The sequence below is a fragment of the Amycolatopsis sp. MtRt-6 genome, assembly GCF_017308975.1.
GTDB lineage: Bacteria > Actinomycetota > Actinomycetes > Mycobacteriales > Pseudonocardiaceae > Amycolatopsis.
Genome location: NZ_JADWPD010000005.1, coordinates 136,241 through 160,817 on the forward strand (window position 1 = coordinate 136,241; position 24,577 = coordinate 160,817).

The 24,577-nt window shown below is 72.1% G+C and carries 26 protein-coding genes and 2 pseudogenes; 12 read left to right on the plus strand and 16 right to left on the minus strand.

Annotated features, from left to right (window positions below):
• Positions 1-12: 12 nt before the first annotated feature.
• Positions 13-444, plus strand: coding sequence for a MerR family transcriptional regulator (locus I4Q55_RS11275; RefSeq protein WP_206786797.1), 432 nt, complete (start codon positions 13-15; stop codon positions 442-444).
• A gap of 10 nt (positions 445-454) precedes the next feature.
• On the opposite strand, the gene I4Q55_RS11280 is transcribed toward I4Q55_RS11275, so the two are convergent.
• Positions 455-1,657 (minus strand): MFS transporter, encoded by a 1,203-nt coding sequence (locus I4Q55_RS11280; RefSeq protein ID WP_307793183.1) that lies wholly within the window; start codon positions 1,655-1,657, stop codon positions 455-457.
• A gap of 169 nt (positions 1,658-1,826) precedes the next feature.
• On the opposite strand from I4Q55_RS11280, the gene I4Q55_RS11285 reads away from it, so the two are divergent.
• The 3 genes from I4Q55_RS11285 (at position 1,827) to I4Q55_RS11295 (ending at position 5,233) form a co-directional block, all read left to right on the plus strand.
• Positions 1,827-3,458, plus strand: a complete 1,632-nt coding sequence (locus tag I4Q55_RS11285) for a DUF2079 domain-containing protein (protein ID WP_206786798.1) — start codon at positions 1,827-1,829, stop codon at positions 3,456-3,458.
• Between the two features lie 174 nt (positions 3,459-3,632).
• Complete coding sequence (locus tag I4Q55_RS11290; RefSeq protein ID WP_206787414.1) at positions 3,633-4,148, plus strand: ImmA/IrrE family metallo-endopeptidase; 516 nt, start codon at positions 3,633-3,635, stop codon at positions 4,146-4,148.
• Entirely contained in the window at positions 4,145-5,233 is a 1,089-nt protein-coding gene (locus I4Q55_RS11295) for an MAB_1171c family putative transporter (RefSeq protein WP_206786802.1), read from the plus strand. The genes I4Q55_RS11290 and I4Q55_RS11295 overlap by 4 nt, the downstream gene beginning before the upstream one ends.
• 138 nt (positions 5,234-5,371) lie before the next feature.
• Here the strand turns inward: I4Q55_RS11295 and I4Q55_RS11300 are convergent, their stop codons facing one another.
• The 7 genes from I4Q55_RS11300 to I4Q55_RS11330 form a co-directional block, all read right to left on the minus strand.
• Positions 5,372-6,409: a hypothetical protein gene (locus I4Q55_RS11300; protein ID WP_206786804.1), complete on the minus strand. Its 1,038-nt coding sequence runs from the start codon at positions 6,407-6,409 to the stop codon at positions 5,372-5,374.
• A 9-nt stretch (positions 6,410-6,418) separates the two neighbouring features.
• Positions 6,419-6,799: a hypothetical protein gene (locus tag I4Q55_RS11305; RefSeq protein ID WP_206786806.1), complete on the minus strand. Its 381-nt coding sequence runs from the start codon at positions 6,797-6,799 to the stop codon at positions 6,419-6,421.
• Positions 6,800-6,894: 95 nt separating this feature from the next.
• Entirely contained in the window at positions 6,895-7,374 is a 480-nt protein-coding gene (locus I4Q55_RS49085; RefSeq protein ID WP_242545746.1) for a hypothetical protein, read from the minus strand.
• Positions 7,371-7,532, minus strand: coding sequence for a hypothetical protein (locus I4Q55_RS11315; protein ID WP_206787477.1), 162 nt, complete (start codon positions 7,530-7,532; stop codon positions 7,371-7,373). The genes I4Q55_RS49085 and I4Q55_RS11315 overlap by 4 nt, the downstream gene beginning before the upstream one ends.
• Positions 7,533-7,636: 104 nt before the next feature.
• Positions 7,637-8,932: an amidohydrolase family protein gene (locus tag I4Q55_RS11320; RefSeq protein ID WP_206786812.1), complete on the minus strand. Its 1,296-nt coding sequence runs from the start codon at positions 8,930-8,932 to the stop codon at positions 7,637-7,639.
• 7 nt (positions 8,933-8,939) lie between these two features.
• Complete coding sequence (locus I4Q55_RS11325) at positions 8,940-9,245, minus strand: hypothetical protein (RefSeq protein WP_242545747.1); 306 nt, start codon at positions 9,243-9,245, stop codon at positions 8,940-8,942.
• Positions 9,242-9,895, minus strand: coding sequence for a helix-turn-helix domain-containing protein (locus tag I4Q55_RS11330; RefSeq protein ID WP_206786814.1), 654 nt, complete (start codon positions 9,893-9,895; stop codon positions 9,242-9,244). The genes I4Q55_RS11325 and I4Q55_RS11330 overlap by 4 nt, the downstream gene beginning before the upstream one ends.
• A 109-nt stretch (positions 9,896-10,004) precedes the next feature.
• Here I4Q55_RS11330 and I4Q55_RS11335 point away from each other — a divergent pair, with 109 nt between their 5' ends.
• The 6 genes from I4Q55_RS11335 to I4Q55_RS11360 are packed head-to-tail and all read left to right on the plus strand — an operon-like array spanning position 10,005 to position 16,250.
• Positions 10,005-11,261 (plus strand): amidohydrolase family protein, encoded by a 1,257-nt coding sequence (locus tag I4Q55_RS11335; protein ID WP_206786816.1) that lies wholly within the window; start codon positions 10,005-10,007, stop codon positions 11,259-11,261.
• 10 nt (positions 11,262-11,271) lie between these two features.
• Positions 11,272-12,039, plus strand: a complete 768-nt coding sequence (locus I4Q55_RS11340; protein WP_206786819.1) for an ABC transporter ATP-binding protein — start codon at positions 11,272-11,274, stop codon at positions 12,037-12,039.
• Entirely contained in the window at positions 12,039-12,899 is an 861-nt protein-coding gene (locus tag I4Q55_RS11345) for an ABC transporter permease (RefSeq protein WP_206786822.1), read from the plus strand. Before I4Q55_RS11340 ends, I4Q55_RS11345 begins: the two co-directional genes overlap by 1 nt.
• 26 nt (positions 12,900-12,925) lie before the next feature.
• Positions 12,926-14,116, plus strand: a complete 1,191-nt coding sequence (locus I4Q55_RS11350; RefSeq protein ID WP_206786824.1) for an ABC transporter substrate-binding protein — start codon at positions 12,926-12,928, stop codon at positions 14,114-14,116.
• Between the two features lie 11 nt (positions 14,117-14,127).
• Entirely contained in the window at positions 14,128-15,462 is a 1,335-nt protein-coding gene (locus I4Q55_RS11355) for an FAD-binding oxidoreductase (protein WP_206786826.1), read from the plus strand.
• Positions 15,459-16,250, plus strand: coding sequence for a creatininase family protein (locus I4Q55_RS11360; protein WP_206786829.1), 792 nt, complete (start codon positions 15,459-15,461; stop codon positions 16,248-16,250). The genes I4Q55_RS11355 and I4Q55_RS11360 overlap by 4 nt, the downstream gene beginning before the upstream one ends.
• A gap of 10 nt (positions 16,251-16,260) precedes the next feature.
• Here the strand turns inward: I4Q55_RS11360 and I4Q55_RS11365 are convergent, their stop codons facing one another.
• Together I4Q55_RS11365 and I4Q55_RS11370 are read right to left on the minus strand one after the other, a co-directional pair.
• Positions 16,261-16,527 carry a hypothetical protein gene (locus I4Q55_RS11365; RefSeq protein ID WP_103343090.1) on the minus strand — a complete coding sequence of 89 codons (267 nt, stop codon included), beginning with the start codon at positions 16,525-16,527 and terminating at the stop codon, positions 16,261-16,263.
• 31 nt (positions 16,528-16,558) lie between these two features.
• Positions 16,559-16,705, minus strand: a pseudogene (locus I4Q55_RS11370) (23S rRNA (adenine(2503)-C(2))-methyltransferase RlmN); the annotation flags it as partial.
• Between the two features lie 45 nt (positions 16,706-16,750).
• Between I4Q55_RS11370 and I4Q55_RS11375 the strand changes: the two are divergent.
• Positions 16,751-17,062, plus strand: a complete 312-nt coding sequence (locus tag I4Q55_RS11375; RefSeq protein ID WP_242545748.1) for a hypothetical protein — start codon at positions 16,751-16,753, stop codon at positions 17,060-17,062.
• 92 nt (positions 17,063-17,154) lie between these two features.
• On the opposite strand, the gene I4Q55_RS11380 is transcribed toward I4Q55_RS11375, so the two are convergent.
• From I4Q55_RS11380 to rlmN, 5 genes and pseudogenes are all read right to left on the minus strand, one after another.
• Positions 17,155-18,453: an NAD(P)/FAD-dependent oxidoreductase gene (locus I4Q55_RS11380; protein WP_206786831.1), complete on the minus strand. Its 1,299-nt coding sequence runs from the start codon at positions 18,451-18,453 to the stop codon at positions 17,155-17,157.
• 525 nt (positions 18,454-18,978) lie between these two features.
• Positions 18,979-19,692 carry a cold-shock protein gene (locus I4Q55_RS50960; RefSeq protein WP_374194465.1) on the minus strand — a complete coding sequence of 238 codons (714 nt, stop codon included), beginning with the start codon at positions 19,690-19,692 and terminating at the stop codon, positions 18,979-18,981.
• 30 nt (positions 19,693-19,722) lie between these two features.
• Positions 19,723-19,920 (minus strand): annotated as a pseudogene (locus I4Q55_RS50565) (cold-shock protein); the annotation flags it as partial.
• Positions 19,921-20,056: 136 nt separating this feature from the next.
• Positions 20,057-20,329, minus strand: a complete 273-nt coding sequence (locus I4Q55_RS11390; RefSeq protein WP_206787425.1) for a hypothetical protein — start codon at positions 20,327-20,329, stop codon at positions 20,057-20,059.
• A gap of 34 nt (positions 20,330-20,363) precedes the next feature.
• On the minus strand, positions 20,364-21,470 hold the full coding sequence (gene rlmN, locus I4Q55_RS11395) for a 23S rRNA (adenine(2503)-C(2))-methyltransferase RlmN (RefSeq protein WP_206786844.1): 1,107 nt from the start codon (positions 21,468-21,470) through the stop codon (positions 20,364-20,366).
• A gap of 152 nt (positions 21,471-21,622) precedes the next feature.
• Between rlmN and I4Q55_RS11400 the strand changes: the two genes are divergently transcribed.
• A complete protein-coding gene (locus I4Q55_RS11400; RefSeq protein WP_206786845.1) occupies positions 21,623-22,186 on the plus strand; it encodes a hypothetical protein in 564 nt (187 codons plus the stop codon).
• Here the strand turns inward: I4Q55_RS11400 and I4Q55_RS11405 are convergent.
• Positions 22,179-24,473: a pyruvate dehydrogenase gene (locus tag I4Q55_RS11405; RefSeq protein WP_242545749.1), complete on the minus strand. Its 2,295-nt coding sequence runs from the start codon at positions 24,471-24,473 to the stop codon at positions 22,179-22,181. The two genes, I4Q55_RS11400 and I4Q55_RS11405, sit on opposite strands and share 8 nt — an antisense overlap.
• Between the last annotated feature and the right edge of the window lie 104 nt (positions 24,474-24,577).

Below are 24,577 nucleotides of genomic sequence, written 5' to 3' on the forward strand. Positions count from 1 at the left end.
AGGATTTAGAGCGTGCTCGAAGTCAACCCGATCCCCGCGGAGGGGCTGACCATCGCGGACGCGGCCCGCCGCACCGGGGTCAGCGCGCACACGCTGCGCTACTACGAACGGGCGGGCCTGGTGGTGACCCGCGTCGACCGCACCAGCGGCGGCCGCCGCCGCTACCGGCAGCTGGACCTGGACTGGATCAAGATCTGCACCAAGCTGCGGGCCACCGGCATGCCGATCAAGACGATCCGCCGCTACGCGGACCTGGTCGCGGCCGGCCGCGGCAACGAGCCGGAGCGGCTGGCGCTGCTGGAGGAGCACCGTGCCGACGTGCTGGCGAGGCTGGCGGAACTGGCGGAGAACCTGAAGCTGATCGACCGGAAGATCGGGGTGTACCGGGGCCGGCTGGAAGCCGGCGACGCCGACGGTCTGTGGGCGCCGGCCGAGCCGCGCTGATTCCCCGGCCTCAGCGCGCGGCCCGCCGTTCGGCGGCGCGGGAGGCGACCGCGGTGGCGAGCGCGGCGACCCCCAGCACGACGCCGATCCACACCGGGGCGACGAGCCCGAGACCGCCGTCGATCGCCAGGCCGCCGAGCCAGGCGGACAGGGCGATGCCGACGTTGAAGGCCGAGGCGTTCACCGAAGAGGCGAGCGACGGCGCCTCCCGCGCCACGTCCATCACGCGGGTCTGGAAGACGGGGACCATGGCGAACCCGGTGGCACCCAGCACGAACACCATGATCGCCGCCGGCACCTGGTAGTGCACCGCGAAGGCGAAGCCGGCCAGTGCCGCGATCGCCGCGACGACGGTGCCGTAGAGCGTGGGCACGAGCGCGCGGTCGGCGAGCCGGCCGCCGAGCAGGTTGCCGCCGGTCAGCCCGGCCCCGAAGAGCAGCAGCAGCCACGGCACCGCCGAAGCGCCGAAGCCGGCGACCCGCGTCAGCATCGGCTCCAGGAAGGTGATGGCCGCGTATGCCGCACCCCACCCGAGCATCGTCGTCGTCAGCACCCACCACACCTGGGGACGGCGGAAGACCGCGAGCTCGCCGCCGAGCCCGTGGCTCGCGCCGTCCGGTCGCCGGGGCACGAAGGCCGCGATCGCGGCGAGCGCGGCCGCGCCGATCAGGGCGATGGCCCAGAACGCCGAGCGCCAGCCGAGCTGCAGGCCCAGCGCCGTCCCGAACGGCACGCCCACCACGTTCGACACGGTGAGCCCGGTCATCATCAGCGCGATGGCCCGCGACCGGCGCCCGGGAGCGACGAGGCTCGCGGCCATGATGGGGCCGATCCCCATGAAGGCACCGTGGCACAGAGCCGAAACGACCCGCCCGGCCATGAGCACGCCGTACCCGGGCGCGAGGGCGGCTAGCACGTTCCCGGTGATGAAGAGGCTCATCAGGACGACGAGCATCGTCTTGCGCGGCAGCCGGGCGCCGGCCGCGGTCATGACGGGCGCGCCGATCGCCACCGCCGCGGCGTAGCCGGTGACGAGCAGCCCGGCGGTGGGCAGGGAGACGCGCAGGTCGGCACCGAGCGGCCCGAGCAGCCCGACGACGACGAACTCGGTGAGGCCGATCCCGAAGGCCCCCAGGGCCAGCGCGCCGAGCGCGAAGGCGCGTCGCCGTTTCGAGTACTCGGTGGTCGCGGGGGCCGGGCAGGCGGTCGGCACGCGGGGTTCCCTTTCGCCGGGGCAACGACGCCCAGATGATCTCCGAGCGGCCTGCGGCCGGGCAAACCCTTCCACGAGCGGCGAATCGACATCGGCGGCGAGTCCGGCGGGAAGGGGCCACCCGATACGATCGCCGCCGGTCCCGCACCTCGTTCCCGGCAGGAGACCCATGACCCAGCCCGCGCTCGCCGGCACCCCCGGACCGGACGTCACCGCGCCGGTCCCGCGTGCCGCCGCGGCCCGGGCGGCGGAGCGGCTGCCGGCCGTCGCGTGGTGGCTCTTCGCGGCGCTGCCCGCCGGCTTGGCGCTGCTGGCCGCGGTGCGTGCGCCGCGGATGCACGTCCTGCTCGACTACTGGCACGTCTTCGCCAAGATCACCGACGACAACGGCCGGCTCCTGCTCGGCCAGGTCTTCACCTACCACCTCGACCAGCCGTTCGTCGTCCCGTCGCTCCTCTTCTACGCCGACGCGGCCTGGTTCGGCGGCGACAACCGCGTCCTGACCGTCCTGTCGGTCCTCCTGCTCGCGGTCGCCGTGGTGGCCCTGCGCACGATGCTGCCGAAGCACCCCGCCCGCGACGCGCTGACGGCCGCGCTGGCGTGGCTGCTGTTCTCCTCCCACGCCACCGAGCTCTGGTTGCAGGGCACCAACGGCATCAGCTGGGTGCCCGCGGTGACGTCGTGCGCGATCGCCGTCGCGTGTGCCCACCGCGGCCGCCTGGCCGGCGCGGCCGCGGCCGCCGTCGTGGGGTGCCTCTGCTTCGGCGCCGCGCTGCCGATCTGGTTCGTGCTCGCGTTCGTCGCCTGGCTGCGCGGGGAATCCCGGCTCCGGATCGCGCTCCCGGCCGCGGCCGGCGTGGTGGTGCTCGGCGCGTGGTGGCTCACCAAGCCCGCCGGGACGCAGTCGGGCGCCACGGCTGCCTTCGACCCCGACGGGCGCCTGTCCGTCGTCACGGCCGCCGTCGGCGGGCTGTGGTCGGCCGACGTCGCCGTCGTCGCGGTGATCGCCGGCGGGTGCACGCTCGCCCTGCTCGGCCTCCTGCTGCGCCGGACCGTCACCGCCCGCCCGGCCGCGGACGCCGGCTGGGCGGGCCTGGCGCTCTATGCCTTCGCCCTGGCGGCCATGCTGGCACTCGGCCGCACGACGGCGAACGTGCCCGGCGGCAACGTCGGCCTCATCAGCCGGTACGTCCTGGTCGCGGCGCTGGCGACGAGCGCGCTGACGGTGCTGGCCACCCTGCACCGTCCACAGTGGCCACACCGCTACGTCGTCGCGGCCGTCGTCACCCTGGCCCTGGTGACGCACGCGATCGGCGGCGCCAAGGCCGACGAGGTCCGCCGCAGCTACGCGCCGCTCGGCCTGGCCGCGGTCGCGCTGCGCGTCGACGCCCCCGCGGCGCTGGAAGCCCTGCACATCCAGCGCGCCGCCGCGCCGGCCGCCCGCGCGCTGGGGGCCTATCCGTTCAGCAGCGCGTTCACCCTGGGCTGCCACGGTCCCGAACTGGGCAGCCACGTCGACCTGAGCACGGCCCAGCCGGTGCGCGGAGCACTCGACGCGCCGCCCGCCGCCCCCGGCGCGATCGTCACCGGCTGGGTGGCTGTCGACGGGACGCCACCGGACTGCATCCTCGTCACCGACCCGGCCGGCACGGTGACCGGCGGCGGCACCGCGGGCCTGCCGCTCCCCGCCGGCTCGGCCGCCGCCTCCGGCGCAACGGCCTGGCAGGCGACGGCGGGCCCCATGGCCGGGCCGCCGACCGTGCTCGCCGCCCACGGCGGGCGCCTGTTCCGGATCGGCTGACACTCACCCCGGGCTCGGCGAGCGGCAGTTCACCGCCGCCGCGCGTCACTCTGCGAAACCGCGCCGGCGGACGGCCGGCGGGTCCGGGTCCCCAGGGCGGGCGATGATCGACTGGGGTGGCGTCGTCTACCGTAAGACCGTCCGGGTGGTCCGACGGCGATGGCAAGGCGGCTGGTGAAGGAACGCGAGTTGCGACGCCGCTGCAGGCGGCTGCTGAACGAACTGGGCATCCGGCCGCCGCTCGACGTCCTCGAGCTGTGCCGCGGCGTCGGCCGGCAGCGCGGGCGCCCGATCCGGCTGCTGCCGCACCGGATCCCGGTGCCGGGGCCGTTCGGCGCCTGGATCGCCACCGCCGAGGCCGACTACATCGTCTACCAACAGGACACGAGCAAGGCCCACCAGCGCCACATCATCCTGCACGAGCTGGGCCACATCATCGCCGGCCACGGCGCCACCGCGGAGAACCGCGACCTGGTCGGCAAGCTGGCGCCGGGCCTGGAACCGGAGGCGGTGGGGCGCGCCCTGCTGCGCACCTCCTACGACACCGACCACGAGCGGGAGGCCGAGACGGTGGCGACGATCATCCTCGAGTGGGCATCGGTCCTCGACCGGGTCGCCCCGCCGTCGTCGGACGCGGGTGCCGCGCGGCGGATCGACGCCGCGCTGGACGAACGGCTGGGCTGGCTGTGAGCGGCAAGATCACGCTGCTCGTGGTCCAGGCCGTCATCCTGTTCCCGGCACTGCTGTGGAAGATCTACCAGCTGACGCGTGCACCGGGCGACGTGGCGCGCTGGATGGTCACCGCCTGCCTGGCCTGCTTCGCGGCCGCGTACCCGCTGGGCCTGCTGGCGGGCGACGTCAACCAGCCGTATCCCGGGCCGATCGTGCCGCTGCTGTTCCAGCACGTCTTTCTCTGCGGGCTGGTCTTCTCGCTGGCGTGTTTCTTCCTGTTCTCGGCCCGGCCGGGCTCCCGCGCCCGGCGGCGCGCCCGGCTGGAGGCGATCCCGCTGGGCGCCGCGATCCTGGTGATGGCCACCGTGACGGTGCTCATGCCGGACGTCCCGCCGGTGCAGTACCCGCGTGGCGCGGTTTCGGTGTTCTACCTCGCGGCCGACCTGTACCTGACGTACGGCATCGCGAGCGCCTGCTTCTTCGCACGGCGTTACGCCCGCGGCGCGGCCCCGCGGCTGGCCCGCGGGCTGTCGGTGGCGTCGGTCGGGTTCGCGTTCGGCGCGGTCGGCGGCGCGACCCTGATCGCGGTGGTGCTGGTGCACTGGGCGGGCGCGGCGATCCCCTGGCTGCTGGTCCAGGCGACGGTCTGGCTGGTGTTCCCGAGCGCGATCCTGCTGGTGGTCGGCCTGTCCTACCCGGGCGTCGCCACCCGCCTGGCGGCGGCCCGCGTGTGGTGGCAGCACCTGCGCACGTACCACCGGCTCCGTCCGTTGTGGACAAAGCTGCACGAGGCGTTCCCGGAGGACGCGCTGAGCCGCACCCCACTGGGCCGCTGGGACACGCTGAGCGTGCTCGGCGTCCACCGCCGTTACTACCGGCGGGTGATCGAATGCCGCGACGGGCTGGTCCGGATCAGCCCGTACGTGGCGCGCTTGGACGGTCCGTTGCCGGATCGGCTGACGGAGGCGCTGCGCGCGCACGCCCGCCGCGAGCCGGTGCCGGAGCAGGGGATGCCGCTGGCGGTGCCGGAGGGCGGTGGCCTGGACGACGACGTCCGCGAGCTGGTGACGTTGTCCGAGTCCCTGAAGGCGACGGCCGCCTGAGCCGCGGCGCGAGCAGCTTCGACGATTTGCCCCCAACCGAAACGAAACCCGGCCTTCCACCCACCGGCGGCGGCGATCTTCCGCCCGCGGGCGTCACGCACCGTGCACGCTGCGCCATCCCGGGCCGGCGAGCGGCACTCAGGCGATCTCCGGCGCCGTCCCGGTCCAGGACGGCGCGCCCAGGTCCTTGTCCGCGATGACGAACTTCTTCCGCATCTCGTCGATGAGCGCGTCGACCTCGTCGGTCGTGCGGCGCATCAGCTCGTCCGCCTTCTGCAGGAAGCTGTAGAGCGTGCCGTAGAAGCCGCCGGCGTCGAGGTTTTCGGTGCCGTTGCCGCTGAGCACCTCGACCATCTTGTCGGCGATCACGAAGGGGACCATCGGACCGGCGGTCGCCAGGTCCACGATGCCCCGGTAGGTCTTCCAGCCGGTGGACAAGCCTTGCGGCACTTCGGCTTCGGCGTCGAACTTCTCGAGCTGGGCCACGCACGCGCCCATCAAGCTGTTCAGGTTGAACCGCGCGCCGTGGATGATCGCGCCGAACCGGGTGAGCGACTCCGCCAGCACGGTCAGGGCCGACGCGCGGAGGTTTTCGTGCCACTCGTTGATGGTCGAACAACGCGCCTGGGCGTCGTGCGGCACCGAACCGACCGGCCCGCTCCAGTGCGCGCCCCACCAGCCGTTGCCCAGCTGCAGTGGTTCGAGCCGGCCGTACTCGGTCAGCGCCCGGCCGGAAGCGCGGGCGTTCTCGAGCGCGTTGCCCGCACGCTCGATCCAGCCGCCGTCCTGGAGCTTGAGCGCTTCCGGGTGGTCCCGGCCGGCGTAGCCCTTGACCTTGCCGACGTCCTGGCCGCTGAGGATCTCCGCGTGGCTGAAGAACTCGCTCACGCTGAGGTCCCGGCTGCCGTCGCCGTGGACCGAGCCCTGCATGATCGGGTGAAGCGTGCAGTACGCGACCGACCACCCGAGGTTGTCCATGGCCGAGCGCAGCTCCGTCGGCTTGTAGAACGGGTCGTCGAACTGGGCCCACCTCGGCCCCCACGGCGGACCGTCGGTGTTGACGACGCTCAACGCCTTCAGCATTCCGTGCAGGGCCGGCGCGTAACCATGACGAAAGACCGGATCGAGATCGGCGACCGGGCCGCCGTCGTCCGGCGTGTACCACCGCTGGGCCATGTCGTCCCCCTAGCCCGGGTTCAGCTTCTTGGCGATCGCGTCGAGAGCCTGCACGTTCTGCGCCTCGGCTCCCTCGTACGCGTCGGCGGACTGGAGCATCCGGTCGCGCAGGCCGTTGAGGAACTGGATGAATTCACCCTCCTCGTCGACGAAGTCCGTCATCTTGAGCGCGAATTCGCGCGCGAACCGGAGGAGCCCCTCCTGGAACTGCCCGGTCTTCCCCCAGCCGCCCTGCAGCACGCCCTGTTCGGCTTCGGTCGCGATGTCCCGGAGCAGGCTGTGGCCCGCCTGCAGGTAGTCGATCACCCCGCCGCCGTCGCCGTGACCGTCGCCACCGAGCACACTCGTGCCGAACCTGCGCAGTTCCGGCATGTCCACGACAAGATCCACGAGATCCCCCCACCGCGTGTGTTTCCCGGATCAGCAGCCTAACTCCCGGACGGGGCGATTCGCACGATTTCGCCCGATCCGGGCTGTTGAGGGCCTCATTCCAGCGGGACGTAGTCACCGCCCTTCCGCGCCGCCGCCAGATCGGCGTGCGTGGAAGCGCTGGTCATGACGCGCCCCTTGACCACGCGGACACAGGAACCGGCCAGCGGAAAGACGAGCACGAACTTCGTCCCGTCGTTCCCGCGCAGCACGGCTCCCCTCCGCAGGTCGTCGAGGAATTCGATGATGTCCCGTTCGATTTCCTCCGCGAATCCGCGCTGGTCGTCCCGCGATATGTCGTACAGGTCGGTGTCGATGTCGTAGCCGGCGCGCCTGCCGGTCACCGGGTCACGCGCCTCGAATTCCAGCCCGAGCCAGCGCCGCGGCTCCACCGTCACGACGGCCTGCCACGTCGCTCCGCTCAGCCGCCACCTCGTCAAGGCACCGATCTCGTCGGTGACCACCACCGTCCACCCGGTGGTGGTCCGCAGGTCGCCGAGGACCACGAGGAGCCGGTGCCCCGCTCCGGATGTCATGTGCTCACCACTTCTTGTCGTTGGGGGCACAGGGTCGCCGCGCTGAGCACCTTGCCGCCCTTCTGCAGCGGAAGCCGGTAGGTTTCGCCGTCGAGCGGCACGTAGCGGCTGTTGTCCGGACCGCCCGCCTGGCGGGTGACCAGCTGGAAGCGGACCATCCGCACACCGGCCGTTTTGATTGTCTTCTTCGTCGCGGTGAATCCCCTCTCACAGCCTTTTCCCCACGGGCAGAACCCGGCCGGCTTGGGCAACCCCCGCGAAGTCAGCTCGCGGGCGGCGTGCGGGAGAGCCGTTCGCGCAGGCGCGCGGTGAGTTCCGCTTCGTCGGCCGCAACCAGCCGGTAGTCCCGCACGACGACGCGCCCGCCGACGACCACGTGTTTCGGCCGCCGTCCGGGCGAAGCCCACAGGAGTCCCGCGACGGGATCGTGCACGCCCGCGTCGGCGACGCCGGATACGTCCCACACGCACAGGTCCCCCGCCGAACCGGCACCCAGCTGCCCGAGCTCGGTTCGGCCCAGCCCCCACGCGGAACCCGCCGTGGCCATCCCGAGCACGGTGCGCGCGGGAAGCTGCGGCCCCACCAGACCGGAGACCTGGAGGGCGAGCCGGGCGTCGGCGAGCAGGTGCCCGGCGTCATTGCTGCCCCCGCCGCTCGTGCCCAGGCCGACGACGACGCCCGCCTCGATCAGCCTGGCGACCGGCGCGACGCCCCACCCCATCGGCACGTCGCATCCCGGCGCGTGCGTCGCGGTCACGCCCGCCCGCGCGAGAAGGCGGATCTCTCCGGGCGTGACGTCACACAGGTGGGCCACGGTGACGTCCGGTTCCAGCCAGCCCCATTCATCGAGGAGCTGCAGTGGCCTGCGCCCGTAGCGCTCGGCGGCGATCGCGGTGTCGACCTGCTCGTTGGCCTGGGTCCGGCGGCGCAGGCCGTGCCGGGCCGCGACCGCGCCGAGGGCCGCGAACGTCTCCCGCGCGTCGGAATGGACCCCGGCGGGGCCGACCGCGACCTGGAGCATGCCGTCCGGCGAGACCCCGCCGGTGCCCCCGGGAACGAGCGCGGTCACGATGGCCTCGGCGGACTCACCCGCCCACTCCGGATCGTCCCGTGCCGAGCCGCGCACGAAGACGAGCCGGGCGCCGAGGGACCGGACGGCCTCGGTCGTCGCCCTGGCCAGGGCGACCGTGTCCGCGATCGGGGCGCCGTGCGGCCAGTTCAGGTGGTGGTCGGCGATGGTCGTGACGCCGCACAGGAGGCTTTCGGCGGCACCCACCGCGGCGGCGACGGCGTAGGCCTCCGGGTCGTGGCCCACCTTCCCGTAGGCGGCGGCCATCGCGGGCAGCCACTCGGCCATCGGAACGCCCCGCGTGCCGGGCAGGGTGCGGAACGCGCTCTGCAGCAGGTGGTGGTGGGCGTTCACGAGCCCCGGCGTGACAACGCAGCCGGCGGCGTCGAGCACCGTCTCGTGCGGGGAACCGTTGCCGAGGGCGAAGTCGCCGCTGTCCTCTGTGGACGAATTGACGAGAATGCGTTCCGCGTCCCGAATCGTGAGCATGGTCCGGTCACAGATCCGGGACGAGCCGGCCGCCGCGGGCACGCGAGACGTAGATCATCATCGTGCGGTTCGCGGCCTCCTCGGCGATGCCGCCGGCGACGAAGAGCGCGGGGGCCTCCGGCCGGAACTCGAAGTGGCTGACCGGCCCGCGTGCTCGCAGTGCCGTCCCGGCCTCGAGGACATTGTGGACATACGCCGATCCCCCGCGGCCCGCTTCGGCCCGCCGGACGGCGACCCGCCAGGCGTCCGCGGCCAAGGCCCCGCAGAGCGAGTACCGACGCTCGTCCCCTGTCGGCAGTACGAGGTCGATCATCCGTCCTCCAGGAGCTTCTGCTTCACCACGACGAGGTGGAACCGTGATCCGTCGGGCGAGCACCAGCGGTGCGGGGTGCCGCCCGGGTAGTAGACGGAGTCTCCGGCGTCGAGCCGGACCGTCCCGTCCTTCTCGAGGTCCAGCAGGAGAGTCCCGCTCACGACGTGGACGAACTCGTCCTCCGCGTGGCGGAAGTAGTCGCCGAACTCGGAGTTGGTGCCGGTCCACTCGATCGGGTCGAACGCCCGCCTGCCGCGTGTCAGCAGCCTGACCTCGCCGTTCGGGAGCTGGTTGCGGGCGCCCTCACCGGCGCGCAGCACGTCGGGTCGCCCGACGTCGGTGTCCGGCAAGCCCGGGGCACCGGCGGCGATGAGCTCGACCTGGGTCGTGCCGAGCGCCTTCGCGATGCGGTCGAGCGAAACCATGCTCGGCCGGGCGTGTCCCCGCTCCAGCTGGCTGAGGAACGGATGCGAAAGTCCCGTCCGCCCGGCCAGCTGGACGAGCGTGAGGCCACGGGACCGGCGCAGCTCACGGATGCACGCGCCGACCCGCTCGGCCTGCTCGTCGACGACGCGTGAGGACGCGTGACCGGCTTCCTTCACGGCGACCGCCGCCGCCCCGCCGGACCGCAGGGGCAACACAAAGAACACGGGGTTTTACACATCGGAAATCTCGGCTCCGTACCGTCAGCCAATGTTGATGCGATCAACATTCGCACCATCCCCGCAGTTCCGCAACACGCCGAACCCGGAGAAACGCATGGCGAACCCGCTGCCCCGCCCGCTCGCCGGGGTGCGCAACGCGCAGCTGCCCGACGGGCGCCTCGTGGACGTCGCGTTCGCCTCGGGCGTGGTCAGCGCGATCACCGCCGCGGGCACGGCCGAGCCCCACGGGCCGACGCTCGATCTGGGTGGCCGGCTGCTGCTTCCCGCCCCGGCCGAGCCCCACGCCCATCTCGACAAGGCCCGGAGTTTCGACGCCGTCGGCCCGAAGCTCGGTGACCTCGGCTCCGCGATCGACGCGTGGCGGCGCCACGCGTCGGCGATGAGTACCGAGTCGATCGTCGAGCGCGCCCGGGCTCAGGCTCTCGCGATGCTCGCGGCGGGCACCACCGCGATCCGATCCCACGTCGACGTCCTCGAAGACGGCGGTGCCGGCCTCGCAGACGTGACGCGCGCGGCCCGTGCCCTGGTCCAGGTCCGGGAGGAGCTCGCGGGCCTCATGGACATCCAGCTCGTGGCGCTCGCCGGGCCGCACTGCCCCGACCACCACGTGGAAGCGGTCCTGGACGTCGGCGTCGACCTGGTCGGCGGCGCTCCGCACCTCGCTCCCGATCCCGCGGCGGACCTCACGCGGCTGCTCGCGCTCGCGGAACGACGCGGGATCGGCGCCGACCTCCACGCCGACGAAAACCTTTCCGGCCCCGTCACCCTCGACGCCTACGCCCGCGCGGTGCGCGACTGGCCGGCCGCCCGCCCGCGCACCGCCGGCCACTGCGTGCGGCTCGGCACCCTCGAAGCCGCGCGCCGGGACGCGATCATCGCGGACGTCAAGGCCGCGGACGTCGGCATCGTCACCCTGCCCAGCACGAACCTCTACCTCCAGGGCTGGGAGCACCCCGTTTCGACGCCGCGCGGTCTCGCGCCCTTGCGCGAGCTTCTCGACGCGGGCGTCCGCCTCGGCGCCGGGGCGGACAACGTGCGCGATCCGTTCAACCCCGTGGGCCGCGGCGACGCACTCGAAACCGCGTCGCTCCTCGTCACGGCGGGCCACCTCTCCCCCGAAGAGGCCTACGGGCTCGTGAGCACCGGGGCGCGATCCGTCATGGGACTGCCGGCCGCGGGGACGGCGGTCGGCGCCCCGGCCGACTTCCTCGCCATCCGGGCCGTGAACCTCGTCGACGCGATCGCCACCGCGCCCGCCGACCGCATCGTCGTCCACCGCGGCCGCGTCGTCGCGATCACCGAGACACACCGCGAACTCCCGGCGCTGCCGGGGTTCGTCCCCGCTTCCTGAAGGGAACCGCATGTCCGCCACGACCGCGGCCGAGCCGGCCATCCGCCCGCCCCTGCTGAACTTCCGCGACGTCGACCTCGTCTTCCCCGACGGCACGGCGGCGCTCGGCGGCGTCGACCTCACGGTGGACCGCGGCGACTTCGTCTCGATCGTCGGCCCGAGCGGCTGCGGCAAGTCCACGCTCCTGCGCATCGCGTCGGGCCTCGAATCGGCTTCGGGCGGCGCGGCCGACGTGAGCACGAGCCGCATCGGCTACGTCTTCCAGGACGCGACGCTCCTTCCGTGGCGGTCGGTCCAGGGCAACGTCGAACTCCTCGCCGAGCTCAACCGGGCGGCCAAGGCGGACCGGGCCGCGAAGGCAGCCGCCGCGATCGGGCTCGTCGGCCTCGGCGGCTTCGAGAAACATCTTCCGAAACAGCTCTCGGGCGGCATGAAGATGCGCGTCTCACTCGCGCGCTCGCTCACGCTCGACCCCGAACTGTTCCTGTTCGACGAGCCGTTCGGGGCGCTCGACGAGATCACGCGTGAACGCCTCAACGACGAGCTCCTGCGGCTGTTCACCGAGCAGCGCTTCGCGGGGCTGTTCGTCACGCACTCGGTCTCCGAGGCCGTCTACCTCTCGACCAAGGTCGTCGTCATGTCCGGCCGGCCGGGCTCCATCGTCACGCGGTTCGACGTGCCCTTCCCGATGCCGCGGGATCCCGACATCCGCTTCACTCGTGAGTTCGCCGAGCTCGTCGGCGACGTTTCGCACGCGCTCCGGAAGGGGCACCGCTGATGCCCACGCTCCAGGAAACCGCGGCCCGCCGCACCACGGCCGCCCTGCAGCCGCGACGCATCCGGAAACCGGCGTCGTGGTGGCAGCCCGTCGTGGCCTTCGGCGTCTTCGCCGGGCTGTGGTACGCGGTGGCGGCGTACTACGACCAGGTGGTCGAGTCGCCCTACCTCGTGCCGTACCCGCACCTCGTGCTGACGGCGATCATCGACGACACCCGCCCCGACGGCGCCCCGACCGGGTTCAACGCGGAGCTGTGGGCCGCACTCGGCCGCACGACGCTCGTCTCGCTCACCGGTCTCGGCGCCGCCATCGTCCTCGGGATCCTGTGGGCCACCGTCATGGCCCAGGCCAAGGGCCTCGAGAAGGCGCTGTACCCGTACGCCGTCGTGCTCCAGTGCGTGCCGATCCTCGCGCTCGTGCCGCTCATCGGGGCGCTGTTCGGCTACGCCTTCCTCTCCCGCGTGATCGTGACCGTCATGATCGCGCTGTTCCCCATGGTCTCCAACACGCTCTTCGGCCTGCATTCCGCGGACCACGCGCAACGCGAGCTCTTCGCGCTCCAAGGCGCGAGCCGGCTGACCCGCCTGGTCAAGCTGCAGATCCCAGCCGCGCTCCCCTCGATCTTCGTCGGCCTCCGCACCTCCGCGGGGCTGTCCGTGATCGGCGCGATCGTCGGCGACCAGTTCTTCCAGCGCGGCGATCCCGGCCTCGGCGTCCTCATCCAGGTCACGGCGTCCCGCCTGATGGGGCCCGAGCTCTACGCGACGATCATCATCGCCTCGCTCTACGGCATCGCCGTCTTCCTCGCCTTCGGGCTCATCGGCCGGCTCGCGGTCGGCCGCTGGTTCGACTTCACCTGACCTCCCCGTCCCCGAAACGGAGCCCCATGCGCACCCGACCCCGCCCCGCCGCCGTCATCCTGTCCGTCGCCACGCTTGCCGTCGCCCTCACCGCCTGCGGTGGAAGCGGGTCGGCCGACGCCGGCGCAGCGCCCCCGGCGCCCGTCCCGACCGGGCCCGCCGTCGACCTCGCCGGTGTGTGCCCGTCGACGGTCGTCGTCCAGACCGACTGGAATCCCGAGGCCGACCACGGGCACCTCTACCAGCTGCTCGGCCCGAATCCCTCGATCGATGCCAGCCAGAAGTCCGTGACGAGCGACCTCTACGCCAACGGCAGGCCGACCGGCGTCAAGCTCCAGGTCCGCGCCGGCGGGCCGGCGATCGGCTTCTCGAAGGTCTCGGCCCAGATGAACCAGGACAAGTCGATCACCCTCGGCTACGTCTCCACCGACGAGGCCGTCCAGTTCTCCGGGGACATGCCGACCACGGCCGTGTTCGCCCAGAACGACAAGTCACCGATGATGATCATGTGGGACCCGAAGACCTACCCCGACGTCACCACCATCAAGGACCTCGGCATCCGGCTCCAGGCGAACGGCGGCGTCGTCCGGTACTTCAACGGCGCCGCCTACATGGACTATCTCACCGACGCGGGCTACCTGCCCGCCGGCATCCTCGACGGGAGCTACGACGGCGCTCCGGCGAAGTTCGTGACCGCCAAGGGCAAGGACGCGCAGCAGGGCTTCGCGACCGCCGAGCCGTACGTCTACCAGAACGAAATCGCCGCGTGGGGCAAGCCGCTCAAGTTCCAGCTGGTCGCGGACACCGGCTGGTCCCCGTACCCCCAGACGATGTCCGTCCGCACCAGCGAACTGGCCTCGCTCTCGCCGTGCCTCAAGAAGCTCGTGCCCGTCATGCAGCAGGCGGACGTCGACTTCCTGCAGAACCCGGCGGCGACGAACGACCTCATCGTCAAGCTCGTGCAGGCCTACAACAACGGCTGGACGTACAACGCCGCGGTGGGCAAGGCCGCCGTCGCGCAGATGAAGGACCTCAAGATCGCGACCGACGCCGGCACCGGCCACGTCGGCGCGATGGACGACAAGCGCGTATCCGAGTTCATCAAGATCGCGGCGCCGGTCTTTTCCAAGACGGGCGGCCACGTCAAGAGTGGCCTCACCGCGGCCGACCTCGTCACGAACCAGTTCCTCGACCCGAAGATCAGCCTCGGCTGGTGAACAGGAGCGCCATGACCAGCACTGAGAGCCTCGAGGCGCTGCGGGCCGAACTCGTCGAACTGCTCGGCGAGCGCGGCGTGAGCACCGACCTCAAGACCCGCGAGCGCGCCTCGGTCGACGAGGCCACGATGAGCCCCATCCTCTCCGAGCAGCTCCCGCTCGGCCTCGCCGACCTCGTGGCCTATCCGGCGGACGCGGAGCAGATCGCGGCGGTCGTGGCCGCCGCGACCCGCCACCGCGTCCCCGTCACCGCCCGCGGCAAGGGGACGGGCAACTACGGGCAGGGCATCCCGCTGCACGGCGGCCTGATCCTCGACACGACGCGCGCCCGCGCCGTCGTCGAAGTGGGCGACGGCGTCATCACGGCCGAAGCCGGCGCCTCCCTGGCGCTCCTGGAACGCGCTGCCGACGCGAGCGGCCAGCAGCTCTGGATGTATCCGTCGACCGCGCAGTCCACTGTGGGCGGTTTCCTCTCCGGGGGTTCGGGCGGCACGGGATCGATCGCGCACGGCACGAACTGGGAAGGCTTCGTCGTCGCGCTCGACGTCGCCCTGCCGGGTACCACGCCGGCTCTCACCCACGTCGAGGGCGACGAAGCGCAGACTTTCGTGCACACCTACGGCACCGCGGGGGTGATCGCCCGCGCGACGGTCCGGCTCGAACCGGCCCAGGACTGGCGGGCCGTCTACGCGAGCTTCCCCACCTTCGAGGAGGCACTCGGCGCGGTGCGGGCGCTCCGCGGGCTCGATCCGCTGCCCCGGCTGGTGAGCGCGGACCGGGCCGCCGTGGCGGAACGGCTCCCCGCGGACCCGGCGATCCCCGCCGGGCGCGCGAACCTGCGCGCGATCGTCGACGTGACGGCGCTCGATGCCGCGTCGTCGCTCATCTCCGCCGCCGGTGGCTCGGTCGAAGACGTCCGCGAAGGGGTCCAGCAGACGATCAAGGTTTCGATGCTCTCCTACAACCACCCCATCTGGTGGCTCAAGAAGAACAGCCCCGGCAAGGAGTACTTCCACGTCGAGGTCGGCGGCGAAGCACTGATCGACCGCATCCACGAGGTCGAGGCCGTGTACCCCGGCGGCATCCTGCACATCGAAGCCGCACATCGCTTCCCCATCGGGATGCTCGTCGCGGAGTACACGGGAGCGGCGGACGTCTACGCCGGATACGCGAAGCTCGTCGAACTCGGCGTGCGCGTCCACAGCCCGCACCAGTTCTACGTCGACCACGGAGTCGAAGAGCTCCTCGCGCTCAAGAAACGCACCGACCCGGACGGGCTGCTCAACCCCGGCCACCTCGGCGTGCCCGAGCTCGCCGTCACCCTGCCCGCGCAGGCCAAGATATGAGCCGCGCCATCGCCGAACTCGCGGGCCCGGCTCTCGCGGACCGGATCGGCAAGGACTCGATCGTGGTCCTCCCGACCGGGGCGATCGAGCACCACGGGCCGCACCTGCCGCTCAGCACCGACGCCCTGCTCGCCGAAGCGGTCGCCGGCGCCGCCGTCGAGCGCGCCGCCGCCGCGGGCGTCGACGTCTGGCAGCTCCCGACGCTCACCTACACGAAATCGGACGAGCACAGCTGGGCACCCGGCACGGTCTGGCTCGACACCGAGACCCTGTTCCGCACGGTCGTCGAAATCGGGCGGGCGGTGGAGCTCATGGGGGCCCGGACACTCGTGTTCGTCAACGGGCACGGCGGCAACGTCGCGCTCCTGCAGGTGGCGCTGCGGGAAATCCGGAAACGCTTCGGGCTCAAGACGTTCCTCATGCCTTCGCTCGCCCGCACGGACCCGCCTGCCGGCGAAGGGCTCGACGAGCGGGGGCTCGGCATCCACGGCGGCGCCGCGGAGACCTCCCTCGTCCTGCACCTCCGCCCCGACCTCGTGGACCTCTCGCGCGCCGAGCGCTGGGTGCCCGAGCACCTGGCGGAGTTCGAGCACATCGGCTTCAACGGGCGCCCGGTCAGCTTCGGCTGGCTGTCGAACGACTTCGGCACCCCCGGCGTCGTCGGAGACCCCACCCAGGCGACCCCCGCCTACGGCGAGGTGCTCTGGGAAGCGTCGGTGCGCCAGGCGGTCGAATCCCTCCTCGAGATCGCCCGCTTCGAGCACAAGCCCGCGGCAACCACCGGCTGACCGCGTCCGGTCAGCGGTCGAGCCACGGAGCGAGCAGCTTCTCCAGGTCGGCGTCCGACAGCGCCCGCGGCCCGCCGTGGAACTCGTGCCAGCGCGAAGCGTCGCGTGCCGCGTTGTACTCGACCTCGTACGCGCGCATCAGCACGTACATGAACGTCACCGAGCTGAACCGCTCACCCAGCAACGTCCGGGCTTCGCGGGCGACCTGCGTGGCACCACAGACGTCCGACAGCTTCAACGATTCCGCAGCCGGGTCCAGCAGGCTGGGCGCATACATCACGACGATTTCTCCATAACCGAAACGAAACTCAGCCTTCGGCAGCAAGCTGCCCACAGGCGGCGGCGATCTCCTGGCCGCGCGTGTCACGCACCGTGCACGCTACTCCGCCCGCGTTCACCAGCCGCACGAACTCCCGCTCCACCGGCTTCGGCGACGCGTCCAACTTCGACCCCGGCGCCTGACGGCCTCGCGCTACCCGGCCGACCGCGCGCTGCGGCGCTTGATCGCCGACCTGACCTCCGGCAGCCCGCGCTTCGCCGAACTCTGGGACGCCGAGGCACCGCCGCCCCTGACCGACCCGTCCCGGCGCAAGACCATCGACGACCCGGCGGTCGGGCCCGATCACCCTGGACTGCGACACGCTGCTCGTCGCCCTGGACGACCTGCGCATCACCGTTTACACCACCGAGCCCGGCACCGAAGACGCCGACCGCCTGACCCTCGCCATCGTCCGACGACCAGCCGACGCGGCAGCGTGAGCAGAGCACCAACAACAGCCCGATCCGGTTGCGCGGCTGCACCCGGCGGCTGACCACCCCGCGATCACGTAGACCGCGCTCACCGCGAGGAACGCGAACGGCAGCAGCACGGTGCCCAAGGAGCCGGTGCGCGGGCCTCGGCGGCTCAGGTGTGACGCAGGCCCCCGACCACGACGCGCGCTAGCACGTCCGGGCGCAGGATCGACGTCGGCGGTTGCAGGAGCCCGATGGTGCGGATGAACGCGGCGGCGGCCACGGGGTCGTGCGCGGCGACGCGTTGCAGCCGGGCCACGTATCGGTTCAGCGTCTTGGTGGACAGCGAGCGGTGGCCGGGGATCTCCGGCAGCGCCAGGTCTCCGAGCGCGTTGAGTTGCCACACCGGGTCGATGATCTTGGCCGCGGCGCGGAAGAACCGCGTGGACAGGTTCGCGTCGCCGATCTCCAGGCACCGCCGCAGGGCCTCGGACTCCAACGCCGCGACGGTCATGCCTTGGCCGTAGATCGGATTGAAGCTGCACATCGCGTCACCGAATACGAGCAGACCCGGCGGGAACTGCCGCAGGTGCTCGTAGCGGCGGCGCAGGCTCGCCGGGAACCGGTGCGTGCGGATCTCGCTCACCGGTTCGGAGGCGGCCACGGCGTCCTGCACGTCCGGTGGCGCGGACCGCTTGAGGAACGCCAGGAAGCCCGCTTCGTCGGTCGGCGGGTGGTCACCCGCCATGCCCACCTGGGTGACCATCCAGTCGCCGCCCTCCTGCGCGGCGAACGCGAACCCGGTCGGCCGACCGGGCACCGGGCCGACCAGCACCAGCTTGTCCTGGAACGGTGTCTCCGGCCGCACGAGCCTGCTGGCGTACATCATGTTGACGTCGATCCGGTCCTCGGCGGGCGTCGGCAGGCCGACCGACGCGAGCCACGACCGGGCCCGACCGGACCGGCCCATCGCGTCGATGACGAGGTCGGCGGCCAACACCTCCTCCGCGCCGTCGCGGTCGACCCGGACGCCGGTCACTCGGTCGCCCTCGAACACCGGCCCGACCACGTCGCAGTCGGGCACGATCCGCACGCCGGGATAGGTCGCCACCCGCGCCCGAACCGCGCCCTCCAGCATCGGCCGGGTCGCCTGGATGTCCGCCGCGCCGGTGTCCGAGCGCACCATCGGGTGACCCGCCAGCACGAACCGCGCGTCCACATTGAACCCCACCGGCACCGCGCCCGCCGCGACCAGCTCGGCCGAAAAGCCGGGGAACATCTCGTCGAGCGCATCCTTGCCGCGCAGCAGGATGGTGTGGAAATGCCTGGCCTGCGGCACCCCCCGCCGGTGCACGACGTCGGCCGCCAGGGAATCCCGATCGACCACCGTGATCCGGTCGTAGGAGCCGACCAACGCCCGCGCCGCCAGTAGTCCACCCATGCTCGCGCCCAGCACCACCGCATGCGTCATGGGGCGACTGTGACAGTTTCCGCAGCGGTGCGCTTATTCACCTGTGCTGATCTGCTCGGTCAAACGCCGAGCAGATCAGCCAACCGGCCCAACTGGTGGTCGAACCAGGAAGCCACGCGCCAGCAGGTCGTCGCCGATCTCCGGCTTGAGGTTGTCCCGCAACACGGCGACGTCCGCGCCCAACAGCCCCCGGCACCGACGGCGGCCGTTCGCATTGCACTCCACCAGCAACCACAGCGGCCAGGGGCGGTGCCAAAACGCGCCGTCCGCCCGGACGCGGCGCCGCTGATCCCGATCCGATACATGCCTCCGCCAGTCACGATGCTCACCAGCGCGCGCCCGGCCTCGTGCACGAGAGTGCCAGCACGTGGCCCCATTGAGCAGCTTTCCGGCAGCCAGTGAACAAGACGACCCCGTCACCACGAGGGAGATCGATCTCCTGGAGGAGGCTGCAGCCGCGTTGCCGACGGCACCATCGACGGGGATGAACGAGCGCTCTGATCAGCCATCGGTGGGGCCGCCTCTTCAGAGGCGTTCGATGCGGTCGGCCTGCGGGCCCCGGTCGCTCTGACGCACCGCGTACCGGACCCGGTCACCCTTCTGCAGCGGCTCCGACCCCATGATCACGGACGCGTGGGCGAAGAGATCGTCGCCGCCTGCGTCCGGGGTGATGAAGCCGAAGCCCCGGTCGGCGTCGTAGCGCGCGACGACGCCCTCGCCGCCTCGTACGGGCACGTCCCGCGCCGCCGGCCCTGCGGCCGCGGCAGGCGCCGACCGCGCCGTCTGGGGCTCGGCGCCCCGGACCAGGTGCACGTCGCGGGCCTGCGGGCCCTTGTCTCCACTGGCCACGTCGTAGGCGACGCGGTCGCCCTCCGCGAGCCACGTCAGCCCCTCGGCCAGGGCCCGGGCGTGAACGAAGACGTCCCCGGCGCCGGAGTCGGGGTTGATGAAGCCGAAGCCCTTGTCCTCGTTGTACCAGGCCACCGTGCCGTCGGCACCGTCCGCGATACCGGCCGCAGCGGGTGAGCCGGCCCCTGCTCCCAGCGGGATCACGTGCCCGGCCTGCGGGCCGCGCTCGCCTTCGACGATCAGGAAGGCCACCCGCTGCCCCTCGGTGACCACGCCGCCGGTCACGATGGCGGAGCTGTGCACGAAGATGTCGGCGCCGCCGCCGTCCGGTGAGGCGAAGCCGTACCCCTTGGCCGGCTCGTACCAGTTGATGGTGCCGAGCAGGCCCACGGCGCTGCCGGTGGCCGCATCGGCGGTGACGCGAACGCGCAGCGCCTGGGGCCCGCGGTCGTTCTCGCCGACCTCGAACACGACGGCCTGACCCTCGCGGAGCACTTTCGCGCCGCCGTCCCCGACGATCTCGGAGGCGTGCACGAACACGTCCGGCGAGCCGTCCTCGGGCGCGAGGAAGCCGAAACCACGTTCGGCGTCGAACCAACGGACGGTCCCTTGCGGCATCAAAGGCTCCAGGTCGAGAGGGCGGGCACTGGCCCCCAGTCTCTCCGACGGACCTCCGGTCCGTCGGGCCGGGTCCACCGGCGGGTGGTGCGGGTTCGAGCCGACGAGGTCGCGGGCGCCCACCTCAGGCGGCCGATCAGCGATCAAGCCACGGAGCGAGCAGCTCCTCCAGATCAGCGTCCGACAGCGCCCGCGGCCCTCCATGGAACTCGTGCCACCGCGACGCGTCCCGTGCGGCGGTGTACTCCACCTCGAACGCCCGCATCAACACGTACATGAACGTCACCGAGCTGAACCGCTCACCCAACAGGGTCCGCGCTTCACGCGCCACCTCGGTCGCGCCGCGGCCGACCACGTCCGCGAGCCGAAGCTCCTCCGCAGCCGGATCCAACAGGCTGGGCGCATACATCACGACAAACACTCCATCATCGAAACGAACAGAATCAGCCTTCAGCGGCCAGCTGACCACAGGCAGCCGCGATGTCCTGACCACGGGTGTCCCGGACGGTGCAAGCGACTCCGCCCGCGTTCACCAGGCGCACGAACTCGCGCTCGACCGGCTTCGGCGAGGCATCCCACTTGCTGCCCGGCGTCGGGTTCAGCGGGATGACGTTGACGTGGACCAGCTGGCCCAGGTGCTGGCGCAAACGCTTCGCGAGCAACTCGGCCCGCCACGGCTGGTCGTTGATGTCCCGGATGAGGGCGTATTCGATCGAGACCCGCCGTCCGGAGGTATCGGCGTAGTACCGGGCCGCGGAGAGGACCTCGTCGATCGACCAGCGATTGTTCACCGGCACCAGCGTGTCCCGCAGCTCGTCATCCGGCGTGTGCAGCGACACCGCGAGACGCACCTGCATCTTCTCGTCGGCAAGCTTCCGGATCGCCGGCGCCAGACCCACGGTTGACACCGTCACCGACCGCTGCCCGATGCCGAGGCCACCCGGCGCGGGGTCCGTGATTCGGCGAACGGCCTTCACGACTCGGACAAAGTTCGCTAGAGGTTCGCCCATGCCCATGAAGACGATGTTCGACAGCCGGCCGGGCCCGCCCGGCATCGTGCCGTCGCGCATGACCGCCGCCGCCGAGCGGACCTGGTCCACGATCTCCGCCGTCGACAGGTTGCGGTCGAGGCCGCCCTGGCCGGTCGCGCAGAACGGGCACGCCATGCCGCAGCCCGCCTGGCTCGAGATGCACAGCGTCGCGCGGTCCGGGTAGCGCATCAGGACGCTCTCCAGCAGCGTGCCGTCGTGCGCGCGCCACAGCGTCTTGCGGGTCGCGCCGTCGTCGGCCGCCAGGGCGCGGACCTCGGTCAGCAGCGTCGGCATCAACGACTCGACCAGGCGCTCGCGCGACGCCGCCGGGATGTCCGTCATCTCCGCCGGGTCGACTGTCAGGCGGGAGAAGTAGTGGTTCGACAGCTGCTTCGCGCGGAACGGCTTCTCCCCCAGCTCGGCGACGGCGGCCGCGCGCTCGGACACCGAAAGGTCGGCGAGGTGGCGCGGCGGCAGGCCGCGCTTGGGCGCGTCGAAGACAAGCGGGAGGGCAGTCATAACCGGTCCAGTGTCCCACGTGCCTGCCCGGGCCGCCCTCGGCGCCCCCACGACGTGTACCCCAGGTCACGGGCGGCCCCCGGCCGGCGGGGCCGCCTCACCCACCGGGATGATCCACCGTGAACGCGGCGTCCGACGAAAGAGGTGAGCGCGTGTCCTTCCGGCACCTTGTCCTGGTGGTCGCGGTCACCCTGGGCCTCGCCGCCTGCGGCGCTCCGGCCGAGAACGCGCCGAGCGTGCCGCAGGCGAACGTCGGGTCGCTGCACCTGCCGCTCCCGCCGGGCGCGACCTACACCGCGCACAGCCCGGACGGCCTACTGGACGGCTGCATCGCCGAAGGCACCGTCGTCTGCGAAGCGCGCGTCCTCGACCTGCGGACGGCGGACCCCGCCGCGCCGATCAACCCGCCGAGCGCGAAACGGCCCTTCGGCTGGTACACCGGCACGGACACGCCGACCTGCATCACGCCCGCGTCGCCGCCCGGGAAGGCCGCGGAGGCCACCGGCAGCAAGCTCCTCGACTCCGGGTTCGCGCCGATCGGGCCGAAGAAGGCCGAGTACGCCCGCTGGCAGGTCACCTGCGAGAACTCGGCGCAGAACAACCAGGTCCGGATGTGGTGGCTGCCGACGAGCCGGGTCCTGATCGTCCAGTACGGCTCCTTCCCGGGCTGGGACGCCAAGATGGACACCCTGCTCGCCGGCGCGACCTTCAGCTGACGGCGTCGAGCGCGGCCCGGATGATCGCGTCCGTGTCGATGCCGTGGTAGCGGTAGACGTCCTCCAGCGAGCCCGACTGCCCGAAGCCGGTGACGCCGAGCGCGACCGACGGGACCCGGTTGATCCCGGCCAGGAACGCCAGCGTGTGCGGATGACCGTCGAGCACCGTCACCAACGGGCGAGCCCGCGCGGCCGGGAAGACCTGGTCGAGGATCCACGACTCGGCGCCGCCCCGGCCGGACCGGGCCTGGACCGCCTCGAACAGCAGGCCCGGGCTGGTCACGCACACGACGTCGGCCTCGACGCCGGCCTGGGCCAGCCGCTCGGCCGCCGCCAGGGTGCCGGGCACCAGCGCGCCCATCGCCGCCAGCGTGACCGCGGGTGAAGCGGCACGCCGCAGCAGGTACGCGCCCGCCACGACCTGGCGGCGACGGCGTTCGCGGGCGGCCGGGTCCGTGGGCACCGCGGCCAGGGTCTGGTCGACCGGCCGCGTCGAGAGCCGGAAGTACGACGACGTCCCGCCCGGCTTGCCGAGCCGGCCGAGCGCGGCCAGCAGCGTCCACTCGGTGTCGATCGCGAACGCCGGTTCGTAGCTGACGCAGCCGGGCTGCTCGATGCCGATCGACGGCGTGGTGATCGACTGGTGCGCGCCGCCCTCCGGGGCGAGCGTGACGCCGGACGGCGTGCCGATCAGGATCGACTGGCCGCCCGCGTAGATGCCGAACGACCACGGCTCCAGCGCGCGCTCGACGAACGGGTCGTACATGACGCCGATGGGCAGCAGCGGCTCGCCCCAGCGGCTCCAGGTCGCGCCCAGCTCGCCGAGCAGGCCGACGAGGTTCGTCTCGGCGATGCCCAGCTCGACGTGCTGGCCGGTCGGCTTCTCCCGCCAGTGCATGATCGTCTCGGGGTCGTCCTCGAACCAGTCGCGGCGCTCGGTCGCCGACCAGACGCCGACCTTGTTGACCCAGCCGCCGAGGTTGGTCGTCGAGCTGACGTCGGGGCTGACCGTCACGACGCGCTTCGCCGCTTCGGGCGCTTCGCGCGTCAGGTCGAGCAAGACGCGGCCCAGCGCCGCCTGCGTCGTCGCGGTCCCGGACGGCGTACGCCCGATGTCGACGGGCAGGTTCAGCGAAGGCGCCGAAGGAACGTCCGGACGGCGAAGGCGCGAAGCAACTTCAGCGCACAACGCGGCTTCGGGTGACTCGGGAGCGAAGCCCTCCCACGGCGAAGCGAGGTCCGTACCCAGCGAAGCGGCCAGCTCTTCCATCTGCGCCACGGTCAGGAGCGACGAGTGGTTCTGCGGGTGTCCCTGCGTCGGCAGGCCGCGGCCCTTGACCGTGTAGCAGAAGATGACCGTCGGCCGGTCGTCCGCAATGGACGCGAAGACCTCGTCGAGCGAGCCGAGGTCGTGGCCGCCGAGGTTGCGGATCGCGGCCAGCAGCGTCTCGTCGTCCAGCGAAGCGACCAGCCCGGCGAGGGCCGCGTTGCCGGCGGGCAGCCGGTCGCGCACTTGGGCGGCGTCGCAGCGCAGCAGCCGCTGGTACTCGGGGTTCGGCATGGCGTCGATGCGGGCACGCAGCTCGGCGCCGCCCGGCCGGGTGAACAGTTCCTCCAGCAGCCGCCCGTACTTCAGCGTCAGGACCTGCCAGCCGGCCGCGTCGAACATGCCCTGCAGCCGCCCGGCGGCGATGTTCGGGACGACCCGGTCGAGCGACTGGCGGTTGAGGTCGACGATCCAGACGATCTCGCCCAGCTCGGCGACGGCCGGGTCGAGGATGGCCTCCCAGATCGCGCCCTCGTCCAGCTCGGCGTCGCCGACCAGCGAGTACTGGCGGCCGGTGCCCGCGTCCGAGCCCCGGGTCGTCAGGTAGCGGCGGGCCAGCGCGCCCCAGATCGGGGCGGTGGCGCCGATGCCGACCGAGCCGGTCGAGTAGTCGACGGGATCGGGGTCCTTCGCGCGGCTCGGGTAGCTCTGCAGGCCGCCGAACTCGCGCAGGGTCGGCAGGTAGACCTCGTCCAGCTCGCCGAGCAGGTAGTTGATCGCGTGGAGCACCGGCGACGCGTGCGGCTTCACCGAGACGCGGTCCTCGGGGCGCAGGTGCCGGAACCACAGCGACGTCATGATCGAGACCAGCGACGCGCACGACGCCTGGTGCCCGCCGACCTTCAGCCCCGAGGGGTTGGGCCGGACCCGGTTGGCCTGGTGCACGATCGCGGTGGCGAGCCAGAGGACCCGCTGCTCGATCGCGGTGAGCGCCGGGGCGGTCACGGGGGCATGGGTCATCGTCGACACCTTTCGTGCAGGAAGCGCACACCAGAACAGCACCGGTGGACGCATCGCACAACCGATGCGGTCGAAAGTGCGCAGAATGCGCAGTGGAGCCGGAG